General features: G+C 60.6%; 18 protein-coding genes. 12 read left to right on the top strand and 6 right to left on the bottom strand.

Annotation, left to right across the window (positions count from 1 at the left end; all coding sequences use genetic code 11):
* Positions 1-314 precede the first annotated feature (314 nt).
* Genes AC0IXA_RS19510 through AC0IXA_RS19495 form a run of 4 tightly spaced genes read left to right on the top strand, consistent with a single transcriptional unit; the run spans position 315 to position 4289 of the window.
* The gene (locus tag AC0IXA_RS19510; protein WP_471814350.1) at positions 315-1241 is read left to right on the top strand and encodes a DUF72 domain-containing protein; all 927 of its coding nucleotides are present in this window, start codon (positions 315-317) and stop codon (positions 1239-1241) included.
* Positions 1238-2035 carry an endonuclease/exonuclease/phosphatase family protein gene (locus tag AC0IXA_RS19505; protein ID WP_341639282.1) on the top strand — a complete coding sequence of 266 codons (798 nt, stop codon included), beginning with the start codon at positions 1238-1240 and terminating at the stop codon, positions 2033-2035. Before AC0IXA_RS19510 ends, AC0IXA_RS19505 begins: the two co-directional genes overlap by 4 nt.
* A complete protein-coding gene (clsB, locus tag AC0IXA_RS19500) occupies positions 2032-3306 on the top strand; it encodes a cardiolipin synthase ClsB (RefSeq protein ID WP_341639283.1) in 1275 nt (424 codons plus the stop codon). The genes AC0IXA_RS19505 and clsB overlap by 4 nt, the downstream gene beginning before the upstream one ends.
* The gene (locus AC0IXA_RS19495; protein WP_341639284.1) at positions 3303-4289 is read left to right on the top strand and encodes a lysylphosphatidylglycerol synthase domain-containing protein; all 987 of its coding nucleotides are present in this window, start codon (positions 3303-3305) and stop codon (positions 4287-4289) included. Before clsB ends, AC0IXA_RS19495 begins: the two co-directional genes overlap by 4 nt.
* Positions 4290-4385: 96 nt before the next feature.
* Here AC0IXA_RS19495 and AC0IXA_RS19490 read toward each other — a convergent pair whose 3' ends face one another.
* The 3 genes from AC0IXA_RS19490 to AC0IXA_RS19480 all read right to left on the bottom strand — a co-directional run bounded on the left by AC0IXA_RS19490 (position 4386) and on the right by AC0IXA_RS19480 (position 7524).
* Positions 4386-5144 (bottom strand): alpha/beta hydrolase family protein, encoded by a 759-nt coding sequence (locus AC0IXA_RS19490; RefSeq protein WP_016772959.1) that lies wholly within the window; start codon positions 5142-5144, stop codon positions 4386-4388.
* Complete coding sequence (locus AC0IXA_RS19485; RefSeq protein WP_341639285.1) at positions 5134-6243, bottom strand: DUF3182 family protein; 1110 nt, start codon at positions 6241-6243, stop codon at positions 5134-5136. The genes AC0IXA_RS19490 and AC0IXA_RS19485 overlap by 11 nt, the downstream gene beginning before the upstream one ends.
* Positions 6244-6522: 279 nt before the next feature.
* Positions 6523-7524, bottom strand: coding sequence for a GlxA family transcriptional regulator (locus tag AC0IXA_RS19480; protein WP_341639286.1), 1002 nt, complete (start codon positions 7522-7524; stop codon positions 6523-6525).
* Between the two features lie 101 nt (positions 7525-7625).
* On the opposite strand from AC0IXA_RS19480, the gene AC0IXA_RS19475 reads away from it, so the two are divergent.
* From AC0IXA_RS19475 to AC0IXA_RS19445, 7 genes are all read left to right on the top strand, one after another.
* Positions 7626-8180 carry a cysteine hydrolase family protein gene (locus AC0IXA_RS19475; RefSeq protein ID WP_341639287.1) on the top strand — a complete coding sequence of 185 codons (555 nt, stop codon included), beginning with the start codon at positions 7626-7628 and terminating at the stop codon, positions 8178-8180.
* A 230-nt stretch (positions 8181-8410) separates the two neighbouring features.
* Positions 8411-8992, top strand: coding sequence for a YjfI family protein (locus AC0IXA_RS19470; RefSeq protein WP_471814374.1), 582 nt, complete (start codon positions 8411-8413; stop codon positions 8990-8992).
* Between the two features lie 17 nt (positions 8993-9009).
* Positions 9010-9708, top strand: coding sequence for a PspA/IM30 family protein (locus AC0IXA_RS19465; RefSeq protein WP_016772954.1), 699 nt, complete (start codon positions 9010-9012; stop codon positions 9706-9708).
* Between the two features lie 210 nt (positions 9709-9918).
* A complete protein-coding gene (locus AC0IXA_RS19460; RefSeq protein WP_471814349.1) occupies positions 9919-10569 on the top strand; it encodes a DUF2491 family protein in 651 nt (216 codons plus the stop codon).
* A gap of 15 nt (positions 10570-10584) precedes the next feature.
* Entirely contained in the window at positions 10585-11010 is a 426-nt protein-coding gene (locus AC0IXA_RS19455; RefSeq protein ID WP_016772952.1) for a DUF350 domain-containing protein, read from the top strand.
* An 18-nt stretch (positions 11011-11028) separates the two neighbouring features.
* The gene (locus AC0IXA_RS19450) at positions 11029-11724 is read left to right on the top strand and encodes a DUF1190 domain-containing protein (protein ID WP_341639288.1); all 696 of its coding nucleotides are present in this window, start codon (positions 11029-11031) and stop codon (positions 11722-11724) included.
* Position 11725: 1 nt separating this feature from the next.
* Positions 11726-12883 (top strand): glutathionylspermidine synthase family protein, encoded by a 1158-nt coding sequence (locus tag AC0IXA_RS19445; RefSeq protein ID WP_471814348.1) that lies wholly within the window; start codon positions 11726-11728, stop codon positions 12881-12883.
* Between the two features lie 54 nt (positions 12884-12937).
* Here the strand turns inward: AC0IXA_RS19445 and AC0IXA_RS19440 are convergent, their stop codons facing one another.
* The 3 genes from AC0IXA_RS19440 to AC0IXA_RS19430 form a co-directional block, all read right to left on the bottom strand.
* Positions 12938-14143, bottom strand: a complete 1206-nt coding sequence (locus tag AC0IXA_RS19440) for an acyltransferase family protein (RefSeq protein ID WP_071173744.1) — start codon at positions 14141-14143, stop codon at positions 12938-12940.
* Between the two features lie 249 nt (positions 14144-14392).
* Positions 14393-14911: a single-stranded DNA-binding protein gene (locus tag AC0IXA_RS19435; protein WP_003228709.1), complete on the bottom strand. Its 519-nt coding sequence runs from the start codon at positions 14909-14911 to the stop codon at positions 14393-14395.
* A 9-nt stretch (positions 14912-14920) separates the two neighbouring features.
* Positions 14921-16318 (bottom strand): MFS transporter, encoded by a 1398-nt coding sequence (locus AC0IXA_RS19430; RefSeq protein WP_122747494.1) that lies wholly within the window; start codon positions 16316-16318, stop codon positions 14921-14923.
* Between the two features lie 191 nt (positions 16319-16509).
* Here AC0IXA_RS19430 and uvrA point away from each other — a divergent pair, with 191 nt between their 5' ends.
* On the top strand, positions 16510-19344 hold the full coding sequence (gene uvrA / locus AC0IXA_RS19425) for an excinuclease ABC subunit UvrA (RefSeq protein WP_016772948.1): 2835 nt from the start codon (positions 16510-16512) through the stop codon (positions 19342-19344).
* The last annotated feature ends 14 nt before the right edge of the window (positions 19345-19358 follow it).

Raw genomic sequence — 19358 nt, 5'->3', positions numbered from 1 at the left:
ACCCCAGCCCTCTCCCCCAGGAGAGGGAGCCGACCGAGTTGCATGAGCAAAATCACCAACTGCACGTCTTGAGTCGAACTCAAGTCCTGAAGACCATGAAGATCTGCTCCCTTCACAGTCGTACGCGATTTCAGGAGGCATGAAGATCTGCTCCCTTCCCCCTCGCCCCCTTGGGGGAGAGGGTTGGGGTGAGGGGGTAAGCTCTTGATCTTCGCTTCACCCGCGACCGTCCGTAACACCACCGAAACTTTCCCGCCCCCGCCGCAGTCATCACAGAACATCGGCAACACGAGGACTTTCTACGGGAGGATGGGATGGCGACGATTCACATCGGTATTTCAGGCTGGCGCTACGCCCCGTGGCGCGGGGATTTCTACCCGAAGGGACTGGCGCAGAAGCGCGAATTGCAGTTCGCCTCCCGCGCGGTCAACAGCATTGAAATCAACGGATCGTTCTACGCCCTGCAACGCCCCGAACGTTACGCCCAGTGGTACGCCGAAACCCCTGATGACTTCGTCTTCAGCGTCAAGGCGCCGCGCTTCATCACCCACGTGCGCCGCTTGCGCGAAATCGAAAAACCGCTGGCGAATTTCTTTGCCTCGGGCGTGCTGGAGCTGAAGGAAAAACTCGGGCCGATCCTGTGGCAGTTTCCGCCGAACTTCAAGTTCGATGCCGAGCGCTTCGACCAGTTTCTCGCGCAACTGCCCCACGATACCCACGCCGCAGCCGCCCTCGCCCGCCAGCACGATTCGCATCTGCCCGGCCACGCCAGCGTCAAAGCCTGGCGCAAAAAGCCGCTGCGCCATGCTGTGGAAATCCGTCACGAGAGCTTTATCGACCCTGAGTTCGTGCGCCTGCTCAAGCGCCACAACACCGCACTTGTCGTCGCCGATACCGCCGGCAAATGGCCGTACCGCGAAGACCTCACCAGCGACTTCGTCTATCTGCGCCTGCACGGCGCCGAAGAACTCTACGCCAGCGGTTATTCCGAACAAGCGCTCAAGCGCTGGGCCGAGCGCATCGACGCCTGGCACCACGGTAAACAGCCAGAGAACGCCCACCTGATAGCGCCACGCCTGAAGCCCCGCGCGCGCAAATCCCGCGAAGTGTTCTGCTACTTCGACAACGACATCAAAGTCCGCGCGCCCTACGACGCACGCAACCTGTTGCAGCGCTTCGACCTCGATAAAGACCTCGCCACGACTCCCGGGCAAGTTGCCGCAGAAGGAGTTCTGTCATGAGCATTCCCGAACCGGTCGGTTTTACCGACGAAGGCTCCGTGGTTGCGCCCTCGGTGCGCACCTTCACCGTACTGACCGTCAACACCCACAAGGGCTTCACCGCACTGAACCGGCGTTTCATTCTGCCGGAGCTGCGTGAAGCGGTGCGCAGTGTCGCCGCCGACGTGGTGTTTCTGCAGGAAGTCCACGGCACGCACGAGCAGCATCCGAAACGCTACGACAACTGGCCGACGATGCCGCAATACGAATTTCTCGCCGACAGCCTCTGGCCGCAATTCGCCTACGGGCGCAACGCGGTGTATCCGGCGGGCGATCACGGCAATGCGCTGCTGTCGAAATTCCAGATCATCCGCCACGACAACCTCGATGTGTCGATCAGCGGCCATGAGAACCGCGGCCTGTTGCATTGCGTGCTGCGCCTGCCTGGCGACGGCACCGAAGTGCACGCGATCTGCGTGCATCTGGGCCTGCGCGAGAGCCACCGCAACGCGCAACTGGATCTGCTGATGCAACGTCTCGCCGAATTGCCCGCCGATGCCCCGGTGATCGTCGCTGGAGATTTCAATGACTGGCGCCAGCGTGCCGATGCGCAGCTCAAGCCCTCTGGCCTGCGCGAAGTGTTCGCCGAGCAGTACGGCAAGCCGGCGCGCAGTTTTCCCGCGCGGCTGCCAGCGCTACGACTCGACCGCATCTACGTACGCAACCTCAAGGCCAGCCGGCCAAAAGTATTGACCAACCGGCCCTGGTCACACCTTTCCGACCACGCACCGTTATCGGTGGAGATTGAACTATGAACAGTGCGCCACTGGAAAAATCTGCCGTCGACCCGGTCCCGCTGAACCCGCCGGTGCGCGAGCCCGGCCACGTTGACGTCGAGTATCAATGGCACAGCAACAACCGCGTAGAGCTGCTGGAGAACGGCGAGGAATATTTCCCCCGCGTGTTCGAAGCGATGCGCGCAGCCAAGAGCGAGATTCTGCTGGAGACCTTCATCGTTTTCGAAGACAAGGTCGGCGCCGAGTTGCAGCAAATCCTCATCGAAGCCGCCCAGCGCGGCGTGCGCACCACGGTCAGCCTCGACGGCTTCGGCTGTGGCGAGCTGAGCACCAGCTATCTGTCGGCCTTGAGCGATGCCGGCGTGCACCTGCAGATCTTCGATCCGGCGCCCAAGCACCTCGGCATTCGCACCAACTGGTTCCGCCGCTTGCACCGCAAGATCGTGGTGGTCGATGGTTTGATCGCGTTCATTGGCGGGATCAATTTTTCCGGCGATCACCTGGCCGATTTCGGCCCTGAAGCCAAGCAGGATTACTCGGTGGAGATCCAGGGCCCGGTGGTCGCCGATATCCATCACTTCGCCCTGCTGCAAAGCGGTCGCCCCGGGCGCGCGCGGTTCTGGTGGCAGCGCCGGCGCCAGCGTCTGGAGGAAATGGCCTTCACCGACCACGACGGCCAGGTGCGCCTGGTGTTCCGCGATAACGATCAACACAACACCGATATCGAAGACGTGTATTTGCAGGTGCTGCGCAAGGCCAAGCGCCGGGTGATCATCGCCAACGCCTACTTCTTTCCCGGCTACCGTTTGCTGCGCGAAATCCGCAACGCCGCCCGCCGTGGCGTCGAGGTGCGGCTGATCCTGCAGGGCCAGCCGGACATGCTCGTAGCCAAACTGGCGGCGCGCATGACCTACGATTATCTGCTGCGTGCCGGCGTGCAGATCCACGAATACTGCCAGCGCCCGCTGCACGGCAAGGTCGCGCTGGTCGATGATGACTGGAGCACCGTGGGCTCGAGCAATCTCGACCCGCTGAGCCTGTCGCTGAATCTGGAAGCCAACGTGCTGATCCGCGACCGCGCATTCAATCAGCACCTGTACGAACGCCTCGAAGACCTCAGCCAGAACCACTGCAAGGCCATGGACGCCAAACTGTTGCCGCGTGGGCGCATCTGGCACATGACCGTGGGCTTTCTGGTGTTCCACTTCCTGCGGCACTTCCCGGCCATGGCCGGTTGGCTGCCGGCGCATAAACCGCGTCTGAAGCCTTTCCGAGGTGCGCGTCCATGAGTCATTCCGAAGTGCACTCCGATAGCCATTCGGCACAAGCGGCGCCGTCAAAATGGAGCCGCTGGAAACGCCCGCTGACCATCCTGTTTTTCCTCGCGCTGATCGTCCTGCTGACGATGTTCGCCACCCGCATCGAATGGACCGAGGTGTTGGAAACCCTTGCCGATTTCAAGGTGCGCACGCTGATCATCGCCGCCAGCCTGACCCTGCTGAGTTTTCTGGTGTACGCCAGTTTCGACCTGATCGGCCGCACCTACATTCGTCAGGACCTGACCTGGAAGCAGATCCTGCCGGTGGGCATCATCAGCTACGCCTTCAACCTCAATCTCAGCGCCTGGGTCGGCGGCATCGCCATGCGCTATCGCCTGTATTCGCGGCTGGGCGTAAGCAAAGGCAACATTGCCAAGATTCTCGGCCTGAGCCTGGCGACCAACTGGTTCGGCTACATGACCATCGCCGGCGTAGTGTTCAGCAGCGGTCTGGTGACGATGCCGCCGGGCTGGAAGCTCAGCAGTTCGGCCTTGCAACTGGTCGGTGTGTTATTGCTGCTGGTCAGCGCCGGTTATCTGGCGGCGTGTCAGTTTTCCAAGCGCCGCGAGTGGTCGATACGCGGCGTGGAAATCAATTTGCCGTCGCTGCGCATGGCGGTGCTGCAGTTGCTTTTGGGCGCGTTGAACTGGTCGCTGATGGCGGCGGTGATCTTCACTCTGCTGCCAAGCAAACTGGATTATCCGCTGGTGCTCGGCGTGCTGTTGATCAGCGCGATTGCCGGGGTGATCACGCACATTCCGGCGGGGCTGGGTGTGCTGGAAGCTGTGTTTGTGGCCCTGCTGCAGCACGAGGCATCGCGCGGCAGTCTGGTCGCGGGATTGCTGGCGTATCGGGCGATCTATTTTCTGCTGCCGCTGTTGATTACGGTGGTGATGTATCTGGTGGTGGAAGCCAAGGCCAAGGCGTTGCGCATCGAGAAGAAACCTTCCTGACCATGCATTGCTGCTGATGGCCCTTTCGCGAGCAGGCTCGCTTCCACAAACTGTGGGAGCGAGCCTGCTCGCGAAAGGGCCGGTACACGCGACAGATCATCTGGATTGGATAATGCTCAACCGCTCCCCCACCACCATCTCGGTAATCCAGTCCACCAGAATCGAGGTGTAGGCCTGCTGCGACACCGGGTCACTCAACGCGTGATCCGCGCCATCGATGATCCGGTGGGTCAACGAGTGAGTCTGCTGACAGGCGGCGCGGTAACTCATGATCGTCGCGTGGGGCACGAAATCGTCGGTTTCCGATTCCACCAACAGCACGTCACCCGTGAATTGCGAGCAGGCATGCAGGGCGCGATTGCTGTCGGCGCGCACCAGCGTGCCGCGATAATCGCGCAGGTCGGCCTTGTCCAGATCGCGTTTGGGCGTGTGCCATTGCTCGTCGCGGTAAAGCGCCGGCACGCGCAGCGCCAGCCAGCGCACCGGGCGCAATGAGGTCAGGATCGAGGCCAGATAGCCGCCATAACTGGTGCCGACCACGGCGATCGCCGAAGTGTCGAGGGCCGGGTGCGCCAGCAAGCGATCGTAGGCCGCCAGCAAATCACGCAGATTGTCTTCACGGGTCACCCGGGTCAGCGGGATTCCGGTGCCGCCGGTGTGCCCGCGCAGGTCGAAAGTCAGGCATACGCAACCCAGGCCGGCGATGCCTTTGGCCCGTTCCAGATCACGTTCCTGACTGCCGCCCCAACCGTGCACAAACAACACCCCCGGGACCTTCGATTTGGGACTGAGAAAGGTCCCACTCATCTGTTCGTCATCAATGTCGATTTGAATGCTTTCGCTTCTAGCCGTCATAGGATTGGACCGTCACATATTTGAGAAGAAATGCGCTGTTTTCCGCCGGTCCGCGATAGACCTCGATGGCGTCCGCCGGCAGCGCCTGATCGGTATAGGTTTCCACCGACGACACGCGAATCGCGCGCATCTGTGGATCGTTGACGAAGCTTTGCAGCGCCGCCACTTCGGCGCTGCTGGCACCGCCCATGCGCCAGGATTGTTCGAGCACGCCGCTGCGCGGGTTGCCGCTGGCGTCGAGGCCTTGGGCGATATCGTAATTGCGCCGCGAGGCGAAGAAGCGCGGGTAGGCTTCGTTGGCGGCACTGTCGAAGACCTGCGCCTGCTCGATGGCCAGACGCACATCATCAGGCAGATCCAGCACGAGCAATTGGTCATAGCCCCCTTGCACCACCAGCAGAGTCGAACCGCCGTAGACCTCTTCGCCCTGGCCGTCCTCGGTCAAGTATTGATCACCACAGTAGCTCAACACTTTGCCGCCGATGAACGACTGGCCGACGCTGTGGGTGACGACGTTGCTCAAGTCCTGCTCCAGCACTACGCCGTCCCTGAACAGGCTTTGCGACTCGGGCCGCACGAGGATCTCATCGAACGCGTCGAGGCTTTTGATCACTTCCTGACCGCGCCCGGCGCAAGCGTGAATCGGCTTCAAGCGAATCGGCCCGGCGTACAGCAAATGTTCGGCGGCGGGCCGTGCATCTTCCAGGGCGAATACGCTGAGACCGTCGAGCACAACGTTGCGCACCCGTTCCGAAAACAGCGGCGACCAGCCCTGCGGCGCCTGCGCCAGATGACTGCGCAAACCGTGGCTGATGGCTTTGGTGCAGATGAAATCGTATTCGACGTAACCGCCCCACAAGTCATCGGGGCCGTTGATGCCAAGTGCTTGCGCGTGGGCCGCGCCGACGATGGTTTGTGTCGGCAGCAGATAGAGGTCGCGGCCCGAATGTTTGGCCGGGTCGTAACTGCCGCCGAACTTGCAACCGAGAATCTGCGCCAACCAGCGCGCCAGAGCCTTGTTGGTCTCGACTTCATGTTGCGGCGCCTCGGCACGCACCGAATGGGCCACGACAATTTTTTTGCTGGGTGTCGGGGTCATGCGTTCCCCTTTTATCAGTCGATGGGTTCTCAAAGGAAATTGCAGAGATCAGGCCAATCAACGATCCCCCCGAACCGCCCGATAATCGGGAGTTTGCCGTGACTGTGCTGGCATCACGCCTGTTTCAAACTGCACGACAGCGGGCAAAACTCCGGCAAATTGCACGATCTCTCATCCTCGCCGCGATCATTGTGGGAGCGAGCCTGCTCGCGAAAGCGTAGTGTCAGCCGACTACAATTCTGTGGATCCAGCGCCTTCGCGAGCAGGCTCGCTCCCACATTAGTTCATCGTCGCTCTGGGAGCGGGGTTCACACCAAACCGCCCCCGGTACTCACTCGGCCCCAACCCGGTAATCTTCTTGAAAATCGCGCGAAACGCGCCCGGATCCTGATAGCCCACCGTCCAGGCAATGTGGTCGATCGTGCCATTGGTGAACTCGAGCATTTCTCGCGCTTTGCCAACCCGCAGGTGCTGGCAATACTCGGTCGGTTTCAAGCCTGTAGCGGCGCGGAATCGGCGCAGGAAAGTGCGTTCTTCAAGGCCCGCGCGCTCGGCCATCGCGTTCAGCGAAACATCCGTCGCCCCGGTGCTTTGCAGCCAGTGCTGAACCTTGAGAATCGACGCGTCGCCATGGCTGAGGATCGGCGCGAAATTGCTCCCGCATTCACTGGCGCTGTCGCTGTGTTCCATCACCAGAAAACGCGCGGTCGCGGTGGCGATGCTCGGGCCGAGCAAGCGATCGACCAGGCGAAGTCCCAGTTCCGACCAGGCCATCAGCCCCGCCGTGGTGATCAGGTCACCGTCGTCGACAATCGGCGTGTCGGCCTTCAGTTTGATCTTCGGGTAACGCTCGGCAAACGCCTGGGCCGAGGTCCAGTGGGTGGTGGCACTGCGACCGTCGAGCAAGCCGCTTTCAGCGAGCATCAACGAGCCCACACAAACACCACCAAGGGTTGCGCCGCGCGCATGCTGATCGCGCAGCCATTGCGCGAGACTCGCGGTCATCTGCGCCGCATCGAACCCGCCAAGGGACGGCGGAATCAGCACGGCGAGCAAAGCGTCCTCACCGCCCGGATGACTGTCATAGACCCGCGCCGGCAACTGCTCGCCCTCGACCTGCCAGTGAGTGACCCGCAGCACGGGCAATTGCACAGCCTGATACTCGGCAGCGATGCGGTTGGCCACGGCGAACAGATCGGTCAGACCGTGCACCGCCGCCAGTTGCGCGCCGGGGTAAATCAGCACGCCCAGTTCAGCGGTGGCGGCTCTTTGTGCAGCCATTGTCAGTTTTCCCCCGTCTATTGTCGGTGCGGCCAATCCTCGAATCCTCGGCCAGTGTCAATACTGAGGCCACACCCAATCACCGTCTCGAGGACAATCCCATGGCCAAGCAAGCGCTCATCGTAGTCGATATCCAGAACGACTACTTCCCCCAAGGCAAGTGGCCGCTGGTCGGCGCCGACGCCGCTGCCGATAACGCCGCACGGCTGATCGCAGCCTTTCGCGAAACGGGCGATCCGGTGGTCCACATTCGGCATGAATTCACCTCCGAAGACGCGCCGTTTTTCACTCCCGGCTCCGAAGGCGCGAAACTGCATCCGAAAGTGCTCAACCGCGCCGACGAGCCGGTGGTGCTCAAGCACTTCGTCAACTCGTTCCGTGAAACCGAACTGAAAGCGGTGCTCGACGAACACGGCATCACCGACTTGGTGGTGGTCGGCAGCATGAGCCATATGTGCGTCGATGGCATCACCCGCGCGGCGGCGGACATGGGGTATGCGGTCACGGTGGTTCACGATGCCTGCGCCAGCCGTGATCTGGAATTCAACGGCCTGACGGTGCCGGCCGCCCACGTGCACGCAGCATTCATGGCGGCGCTGGGTTTCGCCTATGCCAGCGTGGTATCGACTGAGCAGTTCCTGGGCAGCAACGCCTAGCAACAACTGCGCAATCCCCTGGCCCGCCCCGTTGCGGGCCTTTTTGCGTCTGTCATGAAAATCTCACGCGTGAGTCATTGATGGCACTTTGCATTGGTTGTAGTGTGGCCCACGCGTGAGACGCTCATAACCGGATTCCAGCCATGACAAGCCGCACTCCTACGCCTGCCGCAGCCAGCCCCAAGGGCGAGCGTGGCAAGACGTCAGCGAAAAAACCGTCGAGCTTCTACATGAAGCAGATGCGCGCAGGCCTGGCCGCCGCCGGTTATGTGAAACACGAAACTTGGGTGCTTCCGGAAAACCGAAGCTTGCTCAAGCAAATGGAGCAACAGCTACGCCAACCGATTCTGGCTGGCTCTTTCATGTCGGAGAAATACATGAGCGCAGGCAACAACTGGACCATCGACAGCCTCTTCAATGCCCTCAAGGCGCTGGACGAGGTGGCTTCCCAAGAGATTTCGCTGTCCCTGATCCAGAGCTCCGAACCGAGCATCAAGCTGGAAATGAACGAATTCGGCGGCCTGCCGATTCACATCGCCGTGGCCGGCCAGCAGATCATCGTCGACACCGTGCTGGTGGACATCGATTCGATCAGCAACGTCCAGGCGTTCAACGATGCCGTGCTGCGCAGCCGCGAGATGTTCCCGCTGTCGTCGATCGGGATCGAATCGATGCCGAACGGGCAGACCGTCTACAACATGTTCGGCGCCCTCAGCGCCGACTCGAGCCTGACCAACGTGGTCACCGAGGTGAAAACCCTGGTCGACAACGTGCAGCGCGCCAGCGAAGCCTTCGAACACTTCTTCAAGTAATCAACAGGGAATATCCAATGACTCAGTCCATCTGGAGCAAGTTGTTCACCGCACTGCGCGGCGGCGCCAATGAAGTCGGCGAAGCCATCGCCGACCAGCAGGCCCTGCGCATCCTCGATCAGGAAATCCGTGACGCCGACACCGCGCTGTCCAACGCCCGCCGCGAACTGGTGACGATCATGGCCAAGCACAAACTGGCCGCCGACCGCGTCAGCGAGTACGACGCCAAGATCAAGGACCTCGAAGCCAAGGCTGTGGCCGCACTGAATGCCGGCCGCGAAGACCTGGCGCTGGAAGTGGCCGAAGCGATTTCGACCCTGACCAACGACCTCGCTGCCGAGAAGAAACTCAGCGATGAATTCGGCGCCTACGCCGACAACATGCGCAAAGACATCAGCAAAGCCGAATCGCGGATCAAGAGCCTGCGCCAGCAAGTGGACATGGCCAAGGCCCGCGACAGCGTGCAGAAAGCCCAGGTCAGCGCCTCGATTGCCAGCGGCGGCGCCAACGGCAAACTGGAAACCGCGGTCGGCACCTTGAACCGCCTGCAAGCCAAGCAGCAGCAACGCGCTGCCGAACTGAACGCCGCAGACGAACTGGCCGACGCCTCCACCGGCAACGACCTGGAACGCAAACTGCGCGACGCCGGCATCACGCCGAACGAAGGCAGCGCCAATGCGATCCTTGAGCGGCTGAAGCAGAAGTCCGCGCAGTAATGACTGAACGGTAACTTGTGGGAGCGAGCCTGCTCGCGAAAGCGTCGTGACAGTCAAATAATCGAGTGACTGACACAACCCATTCGCGAGCAGGCTCGCTCCCACATGGTTTCACGGCGTAATTGCCTCTGCTCGTTCACCGCTTCGCCCGTTACACTACCGCCACTTTTTCACCCCCGAACACCTCCACCCGCTTCAAGGAACGTACCCATGGGATGGTTTAAAGACTTGCTCGGCACCAGCAATTGGCAGACCGTTGCGCCAACGAGCACCGGCGCCAGCGGTCCACTGGGCATGGCACAAGGCAAAGGCGTGCGCTTCGACACGACCCTGGCATTGCTGCTGGAAGGCTCGACGTCGGTGCGGGTGCCATTCGATCAAGCGGTGTGGAGCGCCGGCTGGGTCGATCTCGGCCAGTCCAACAAGCTGCACCGCTACTACATGAACGACGAGGATTTCTGGGTGCAGATCCACGTCACCGGCGATGATCAGGTCGAGTCGGTCACGCTGTTCAATTACCTCAGCTATGTAACGGTCAACAGTGACGCCGAACTCCAACGTCTGGCCGGCCCCAACAGCCTGATCGGTCTGCCGACCTACACCCACGACGGTGTTGAATACACCCGCGAATGGGGCACCGAGCTGCATCAGACCGAACTGGTGCCAATGACCGAACACGTGGTCAACCCGGACGAGTCCTACACCATCAAGCTCCACGCCATGCTGTATGCCCGCGACACCGGCCTGACCGATCGCCGCGAACTGCTGCTGTTCTCCGTCGAACAGGACGAAGAAGGCACCGTCAGCCTGAGCACCTCGCTGGGCATCTCGCTGTACACGACTGATTTGAGCGCCATTTAAAAAAGGAAGTTTTTCATGCTGGAAGTCTTGGCCGTTTCCCTGAACAAAACCGCGCTGGTCGGTTTTGTCGTCTACCTGATCGGCGCCGTGTTGCTGTTCATGCTGTTTCAATTCGTCTACACGCGCATTACCGCGCACAAGGAATTCGAACTGATCCGTGCCGGCAACACTGCCGCCGCCATTGCCCTCTCCGGGGCGATCATCGGTTTCGCCATTCCGGCGAGCAACGTGATCGCCTACTCGGTCAACGTGCTCGACTTTGTCCTCTGGGCGGTCATCGCCGCCGTCGTGCAGCTGTTGGCGTTCGTTGCTACCGGGCTGGTGCTCAAGGGCACGTCCCAGCGCATCGCCAACGGCGAAGTCGCCGCCGGCATCTATGTGGCGGCCGTGGCGATCAGCGTCGGCATGCTCAATGCCGCGTGCATGACCCCGTCCCACTGACCGGCAGGAAGCCTCTCGATGAAACGCAGCAAATACGTGCAGTTGTCCCTCGCCGCGTCGGTGGCGATGGCGATTTCCGGTGAAGCAGCGGCGCTGGATCAGCCGCGCAATTTCCAGAGCGTTGAACAGTGTATCGATGCCGAAGTGGCCGCCGATCTCTGCTCCAGCGCCTACGTCGCCGCCCTGAACGAACATCGGCGCATCGCCCCGCCCTACAACGACAAGGCCAAGTGCGACGCAGACTTTGCCGCTGGCTGGTGTCAGAAAAATTCCGATGGCCGTTTCGTGCCGAAACTCGGCGGCTTCAAAGTGCCGGGCAATGCCGAGACGCCGCAAGATCTCGATGCCATCGCCAATTCGCAAATGCCGGCGGGCGACACCAGCAGCAGCGCCAGCCACGGCGGCTCGCACTATTCCGGTGGCTCAGGTGGCGGCGGCAATGGCTGGCTGACCGGCTGGCTGATCGGCAACGCAATGAGCAACAACGCCGAACGCACTGTTTACCGTGATCGCGAAACGCGCCAGCCGTACAACACCTCAACGCAGTACCGCCGAGCTGACACAACCTCGCGCAGCCAGTCGGATTACGAGAGCAGCAAGAGCAAACCGGTGAACGTTGCGTCGTCGACTTCGCGCGGCGGCTTCGGCAGTCAGTCCAGCGCCCGCAGCGGTTGGGGTGGCTGGGGCAGCAGTTCCGGACGCTCGAGCAGCTGACATGAAAAAGATCCACTGCGCCGAGCGCCCCGACTGGAAACACACCGCCGAAAGCCTCGGTTTCCTGTTCCACACCATCGACGACGAACCGTACTGGGACGAAAGCGCCTACTACCAGTTCAGCCTGGCGCAGATCGAAAACGATCTGGAAGACCCGACCACCGAACTGCACGAGATGTGCATGGACCTGGTGGATCGCGTGGTCGACAGCGAGGAGTTGCTCGATCGCCTCAGCATCCCGGCGGCGTACTACGACATGATCCGCACCTCCTGGCGCGAGGGTCATCCGCATCTGTACGGTCGCATGGACTTTTCCTACAGCGGCAACGGGCCGGCGAAACTGCTGGAGCTCAACTACGACACGCCGACCAGCCTCTATGAAGCGGCGGCGTTTCAGTGGGGCTGGCTGGAGCAGTGCATCAAACGCGGCACCTTGCCCCGGCATGCCGACCAGTTCAACAGCATCGACACCAAGCTGCATCAGGCCTTCGCCGAATTGCAGTTGAAGCGGCCGTTCTACTTTGCCTCGATGAAAGACTCGGTCGAGGACAAAGGCACCACCGATTACCTGCGGCTGATCGCGGAAAAGGTCGGCATCGAATCACGCCACATCGATATCGAAGACATCGGCCTGACGGCTGAGGGTCGTTTCGTCGATCTGCAGGATCGCTGGATCCCGCACCTGTTCAAGCTGCACGCCTGGGAATTCATCTTCCACGAACCGTTCGGCGCGGCGATCGCCGAGTGTGACACGCAGTTTTTCGAACCGGCGTGGAAGGCGATTCTGTCGAACAAGGGTGCGCTGCCGCTGCTGTGGGAATTGCACAAGGGACATCCGAATCTGCTCGCCGCGCACCTTGATCCGAATCCGCAAAGCGCCGTGCCAAAGGGCTGGGTGCGCAAGCCGTACTTTTCCCGCGAAGGTGCCAACATCGAACTGCAAACAGCGGAGGGGCTGATCGTCAAAGAGGACGGGCCTTACACCGATGCGCCGTTCATCTTGCAGGAGTTCGCACCGCTGCCGAAGTTTGGCGACAGCTACACGCTGATTGGCTCGTGGGTGATTGGTGATGAGGCGGCGGGGATTGGTGTGCGCGAGGACAATAGTCTGATCACCAAGGATTCAAGTCGCTTCCTGCCGCATCTCATTCTCGACTGAACTGCCAGACATGAAAAAGCCATAGCGTTGGCGCGCTACGGCTTTTCATCCCAGTTAAGACACTTCGGTTGTTCGTGACCCATTCCGTATCGGAACCTCGTCTCTGGACGGTTCATCCGTCGACACTCTTGCCATTCTGCGTCGGGCTATTTCAGCGCCACGGCGACGCAGTGGTGTTTCAACGAATCGGTAATTCAGTTCGCTGCACACCACCATGATCAGCAACGCAGTGAGCAACAGTTCGATCGTGTGCCCGGCCCCCAGCGTCGCGCCGCTAGTGGACGCAATCCGCGTCCAGATCTCGGTACTCAGGTGGTAGGCGAATATGTGCACAACGTACAAAGCGTAAGACCGTGAACCCAACCATTCGAACAGGCTCTGGAAAACAGAAGGACAGTAGATGTAGCCCTTCTGGTAACTGGCGAGCCAGACAATGACCACGGCCGTCATCGCGACCAGACCAACAGCAATCGGCACCGCGATCATCTGCCCTGCGATGGCACCCAACAGATACAGCAAAAACAGCGTGGTCGCCAAACGCTTGAAGATACTGGCACCGAGCGCAACCGGCTCGATGTCTTTATAAAGCGAAGTGCGGGAGAACAGGCAAAGCACGATGCCCCACATCATCGCATCGAGCCTGAAGGAGAACAGCATCGGTGCCGGGGGCGCCGCAAAACCATTGCGATCAAAGCCGAACTGCAGGGCGATCAAGGCAAGCAGAATAATCACCCGCCAGCGCGCCGATGTCACCAGTAGCAGAAAAAGCGGGAAGATGAGGTAGAACTGCTCCTCCAGCGCCAGACTCCAGTACACCGAGTTCGGGCCAAGCAACAAACCGTACTGATTGGCCAGGTTGCCAGTGAACGTAGCCACAGCAGTAAAACTGCGCAGGTTGTAAAACCACGACTGAAACGCATTCGACTCGTTGAAAAAAATTGAAAACGCCAACGGTATCAGCACCCACAACCATGCTGTGGGCAAGAGGCGATAAGCCCGCCGGATCCAGAACGACGTCGCGGCCAATCCGAATCTGTTCTGCTCACGGTGGCTATCGAAATAGTCGAGATACGCCTTGCTGACGACGTAGCCTGAAATACAGAAGAACAAATCCACCCCGGTCCATGGGGAGTACACGTTGAACAGGCTCAACAAGGACGAGTCATGGAACGGCAACAATTGAGGGAGGTGGGTCAGGACCGTCATGAGAATGGCCGCCCCGCGCAAATACTCGATTTCCTTGTTCTTGCGAGTGCTCATGAAATTCTCTTGTTCTTATGGGGAGACAGGCTTCATAGCGCCTGAAAACGCTGCGGGAATGAACTGAGTTGGCATTCCTCGAGAGCGATCATGGAGCGGTCCGCGACGGCCTTCAAGCCTCCGTGCAAAAAACTTTCCGGATGTCCAACCCGACTCATTGGTCAGTTGCCGGGCATTCTTTTCATCCATGCCCCTGCAAAACGACAAAGCCCTCGCAATTGCGAGGGCTTTGTCTGGAAGCGATCAGTTTCAGAACGGAATATCGTCATCGAAGCTGTCGAAATCCGGAGCCGGTTGCGGCGCGGCCTGCTGAGGCGCCGGAGCCGAACGCTGCTGTGGAGCCGACTGCTGCGGGCGTGGAGCCTGCTGACGTGGCGCCTGCTGCTGGTAGTTGTTGCCACCGCCTTGCTGGTCGCCCTGTTGTGGACGGCCGCCGAGCAGTTGCATGGTGCCTTGCATGTCGACCACGATTTCAGTGGTGTAACGCTTGATGCCGTCCTTTTCCCACTCGCGGGTCTGCAACTTGCCTTCGATGTAGACCTGCGACCCCTTGCGCAGGTATTCACCGGCAATCTCGGCCACCTTGCCGAACATCGACACACGATGCCACTCGGTCTTCTCGACCTTCTGACCGGTCTGCTTGTCGGTCCATTGTTCGCTGGTGGCCAGACTCAGGTTGGTCACGGCATTACCGTTAGGCAGGTAGCGAACTTCGGGATCCTGGCCGCAAGTGCCGACCAATATGACTTTGTTAACCCCACGGGCCATAACGTTCTCCTAAGCGTCGCACGCAGCCCCGGCCGGGTTGTTGACCAGGCGTTCGAGGGTGCTGCGATCCACTAATTCTTTGTCCAGTTTGATGTAAACAGCCGCCTCTTCGGCGACTATCACTGCATCTGTTACCCCTACCAGGGCCTTGAGGCGCTCGACCAGACCCGCTTCGCGGATCGCTTCGGGCGACAACGGCAAGCGCAGGCTCGTCACGTAGGGAGGTTCGCGCATGGTAACAGCAAAGGCCAGCCAAAGTGCAGCCAGCGCGGCGCATCCGAGGAACACAACCGACAGACCGCCATGCTGGAACAACCAGCCGCCGAGTATCCCGCCGAGTGCCGAACCGAGGAACTGGCTGGTGGAGTACACGCCCATGGCCGTGCCCTTGCCGCCTGCCGGTGAAACCTTGCTGATCAGCGACGGCAACGATGCCTCGAGCAGATTGAACGCGGTGAAAAACACCACCGTACCGATCACCAGAGCGCGCAGGCTGTCGCCGAACTGCCAGAAGAATAGTTCAGTCAGCATCAATGTCATGACGGCGCCGAGCAAAACTCGTTTCATTTTGCGTTTCTTCTCGCCGTAGATAATGAATGGGATCATGGCGAAGAACGAAATCAGCAACGCGGTGAGGTAGACCCACCAGTGCTGTTCCTTGGGCAGACCGGCTTTTTCCACCAGTGCCAGCGGCAGGGCGACGAAGCTCGACATCAACATGGCATGTAACACAAAGATGCCCAGATCCAGGCGCAGCAGGTCCGGGTGCTTGAGAGTCGGCATCAGCGCCTGCCGGGCCACGCCGGATTCCCGGTGCTGCAACGGCCCGGTGGATTGCGGCACCATGAACATGATGATCAGGATGCCGACCAGCGCCATGGCGCCAGTGGCGAGGAACAGCCCGGACAGCCCGAACGCACTGGTCAATAACGGCCCGACCACCATGGCCACGGCGAACGACAGGCCGATGGTCATGCCGATCATCGCCATGGCTTTGGTCCGATGCTGCTCGCGGGTCAGGTCGGAAAGCAGCGCCATCACCGCTGCGGAAATCGCCCCGGCGCCTTGCAGGATCCGCCCGGCGATCACACCCCAGATTGAATCGGCCTGGGAAGCCAGAACACTGCCGAGAGCGAAGACGATCAGGCCGAGGTAGATCACCGGCCGGCGACCGATGCGGTCGGAAATGATCCCGAACGGAATCTGGAAAATTGCCTGGGTCAGACCGTAAGCGCCAATCGCCAGCCCGATCAGGGCCGGGGTCGCTCCCGCCAGATCCATGCCATAGGTCGCCAGCACCGGCAACACCATGAACATGCCAAGCATACGGAAGGCGAACACCAGGGCCAGACCGCTCGCCGCGCGGGTCTCGCTGCCACTCATGCGTTCGCTGTGGGGATCGTGCATGGAAAAACCTCGTGTGAACCGGCGGCGATTCTACCAGTCCCATCGGAAGACGGGGTATATCGCGACGCTATGACGCGTATAGATGAAACTCTCTTCATGAACGGCAAAACGCCCTTCGTTTGATAGTGTGCATCCATCCAGTATTTGCCCGTATACTCCTACGTTTTCGACGCCCGCCAAGCGAGGCCACTTTGGACAAGATCCTGATACGTGGGGCCCGTACCCACAACCTGAAGAACATCGACCTGACCCTGCCACGGGACAAACTGATCGTCATCACCGGCCTGTCCGGATCCGGCAAGTCGTCGCTGGCGTTCGACACGCTGTATGCCGAAGGGCAGCGCCGCTATGTCGAATCGCTGTCGGCCTATGCCCGGCAATTCCTGTCGATGATGGAAAAACCCGACGTCGACACCATCGAAGGCCTCTCGCCGGCGATCTCCATCGAACAGAAGTCGACCTCGCACAACCCGCGTTCCACGGTCGGCACCATCACCGAAATCTACGACTACCTGCGCTTGCTCTACGCCCGCGTCGGTACGCCGCGTTGCCCGGATCACGACATTCCACTGGAGGCGCAGACCGTCAGCCAGATGGTCGATCTGGTGCTGGCGCAGCCGGAAGGCAGCAAACTGATGCTGCTGGCGCCGGTGATCCGCGAGCGCAAGGGCGAACACCTGTCGGTCTTCGAAGAATTGCGTGCGCAAGGTTTCGTCCGCGCCCGGGTCAACGGACGCATTTGCGAGCTCGATGAGCTGCCGAAGCTGGATAAACAGAAGAAGCATTCGATCGATGTGATCGTCGATCGCTTCAAGGTCCGCGCCGATCTGCAGCAACGTCTGGCCGAATCCTTCGAAACCGCGCTGAAGCTGGCCGACGGCATTGCCCTGGTCGCGCCGATGGACGACGAGCCGGGCGAAGAAATGATCTTCTCCGCACGCTTCGCCTGCCCGATCTGCGGCCATGCGATCAGCGAACTGGAACCCAAGCTGTTTTCCTTCAACAACCCGGCCGGCGCCTGCCCGACCTGTGACGGCCTGGGTGTGAAGCAGTTCTTCGACATCAAGCGTCTGGTCAATGGCGAGCTGACCCTGGCCGAAGGTGCAATACGCGGCTGGGACAGGCGCAACGTCTATTACTTCCAGATGCTCGGCTCACTCGCCTCGCACTACAAGTTCAGCCTGGACAAGCCCTTCAACGAGCTGAGCGCCGAGCAGCAGAAGTTCATCCTGCACGGCAGCGGCTCGCAGAACGTCGACTTCAAATACCTGAACGACCGTGGCGACATCGTCAAACGCTCGCACCCTTTCGAGGGCATCGTGCCGAATCTTGAGCGTCGCTATCGCGAAACCGAATCGGCGAGCGTGCGCGAAGAGCTGGCCAAGTTCCTCAGCCATCAGGCCTGCCCGGATTGCCGTGGCACGCGTCTGCGCCGTGAAGCGCGGCACGTCTGGGTCGGTGAGAAAACCCTGCCGGCAGTGACCAATCTGCCGATCGGCGATGCCTGTGAATATTTCGGCGCGCTGAAGATGACCGGTCGGCGTGGCGAGATCGCCGACAAGATCCTCAAGGAAATCCGCGAGCGTCTGCAATTTCTGGTCAACGTCGGCCTCGACTATCTGTCGCTGGATCGCAGTGCCGACACATTGTCCGGTGGCGAGGCGCAACGGATTCGTCTGGCCAGCCAGATTGGCGCCGGTCTGGTCGGCGTTCTTTATATCCTCGATGAACCGTCCATTGGTCTGCATCAGCGCGACAACGATCGGCTGCTCGGTACGCTCAAGCATTTGCGCGATATCGGCAACACGGTAATCGTGGTCGAGCATGATGAAGACGCGATTCGTCTGGCTGACTATGTCGTCGATATCGGTCCTGGCGCAGGTGTGCACGGCGGGCGGATCGTTGCCGAAGGCACGCCGGATGAAGTCATGGCGCACCCGGATTCGCTGACCGGCAAATACCTGTCCGGCCGGGTGAAGATCGAAGTGCCGGCCAAACGCACGCCGCGCAACAAGAAGCTGAATCTGTCGCTCAAAGGTGCGCGTGGCAACAATCTGCGCAATGTCGATCTGGACATCCCGATCGGTCTGCTGACTTGCGTGACTGGCGTATCCGGTTCGGGTAAATCGACACTGATCAACAACACGCTGTTCCCGCTCAGCGCCACGGCGCTCAATGGCGCGACCACGCTGGAAGCGGCCGCGCATGACAGCATCAAAGGTCTGGAACATCTCGATAAAGTCGTCGATATCGACCAGAGCCCGATTGGCCGTACGCCGCGTTCCAACCCGGCGACCTACACCGGGTTGTTCACGCCGATCCGCGAACTGTTTGCCGGCGTGCCCGAGTCGCGCTCGCGGGGTTACGGCCCGGGGCGTTTCTCGTTCAACGTCAAGGGCGGTCGCTGCGAAGCGTGCCAGGGTGATGGCCTGATCAAGGTGGAAATGCACTTCCTGCCGGACATCTACGTGCCCTGCGATGTGTGCAAGAGCAAGCGCTACAACCGCGAAACCCTTGAGATCAAATACAAGGGCAAGAGCATCCACGAGACCCTCGAAATGACCATCGAGGAAGCTCGGGAGTTCTTCGATGCGGTGCCGGCACTGGCGCGCAAGCTGCAAACGCTTATGGATGTCGGCCTGTCCTACATCAAGCTCGGGCAGTCGGCGACGACCCTGTCCGGCGGTGAAGCACAGCGGGTCAAGTTGTCGCGCGAGCTGTCCAAGCGCGATACGGGCAAAACCCTGTATATCCTCGATGAGCCAACCACCGGCTTGCACTTCGCCGATATTCAGCAATTGCTCGACGTCCTGCATCGCCTGCGCGACCACGGCAACACTGTGGTGGTCATCGAGCACAACCTCGATGTGATCAAGACCGCTGACTGGCTGGTGGACCTCGGTCCTGAAGGCGGTTCCAAGGGCGGTCAGATCATTGCCACCGGTACGCCGGAGGAAGTTGCCGAGATGAAGCAATCTCACACCGGCCATTACCTCAAGCCACTGCTGATCCGTGACCGGGCTTAACTGCCAGGCATGAA

The sequence above is a fragment of the Pseudomonas sp. AC083 genome (assembly GCF_979253165.1).
The sequence above is the reverse complement of the archived record's forward strand: the minus strand, read 5'-3'. Positions and strand labels throughout refer to the sequence as shown.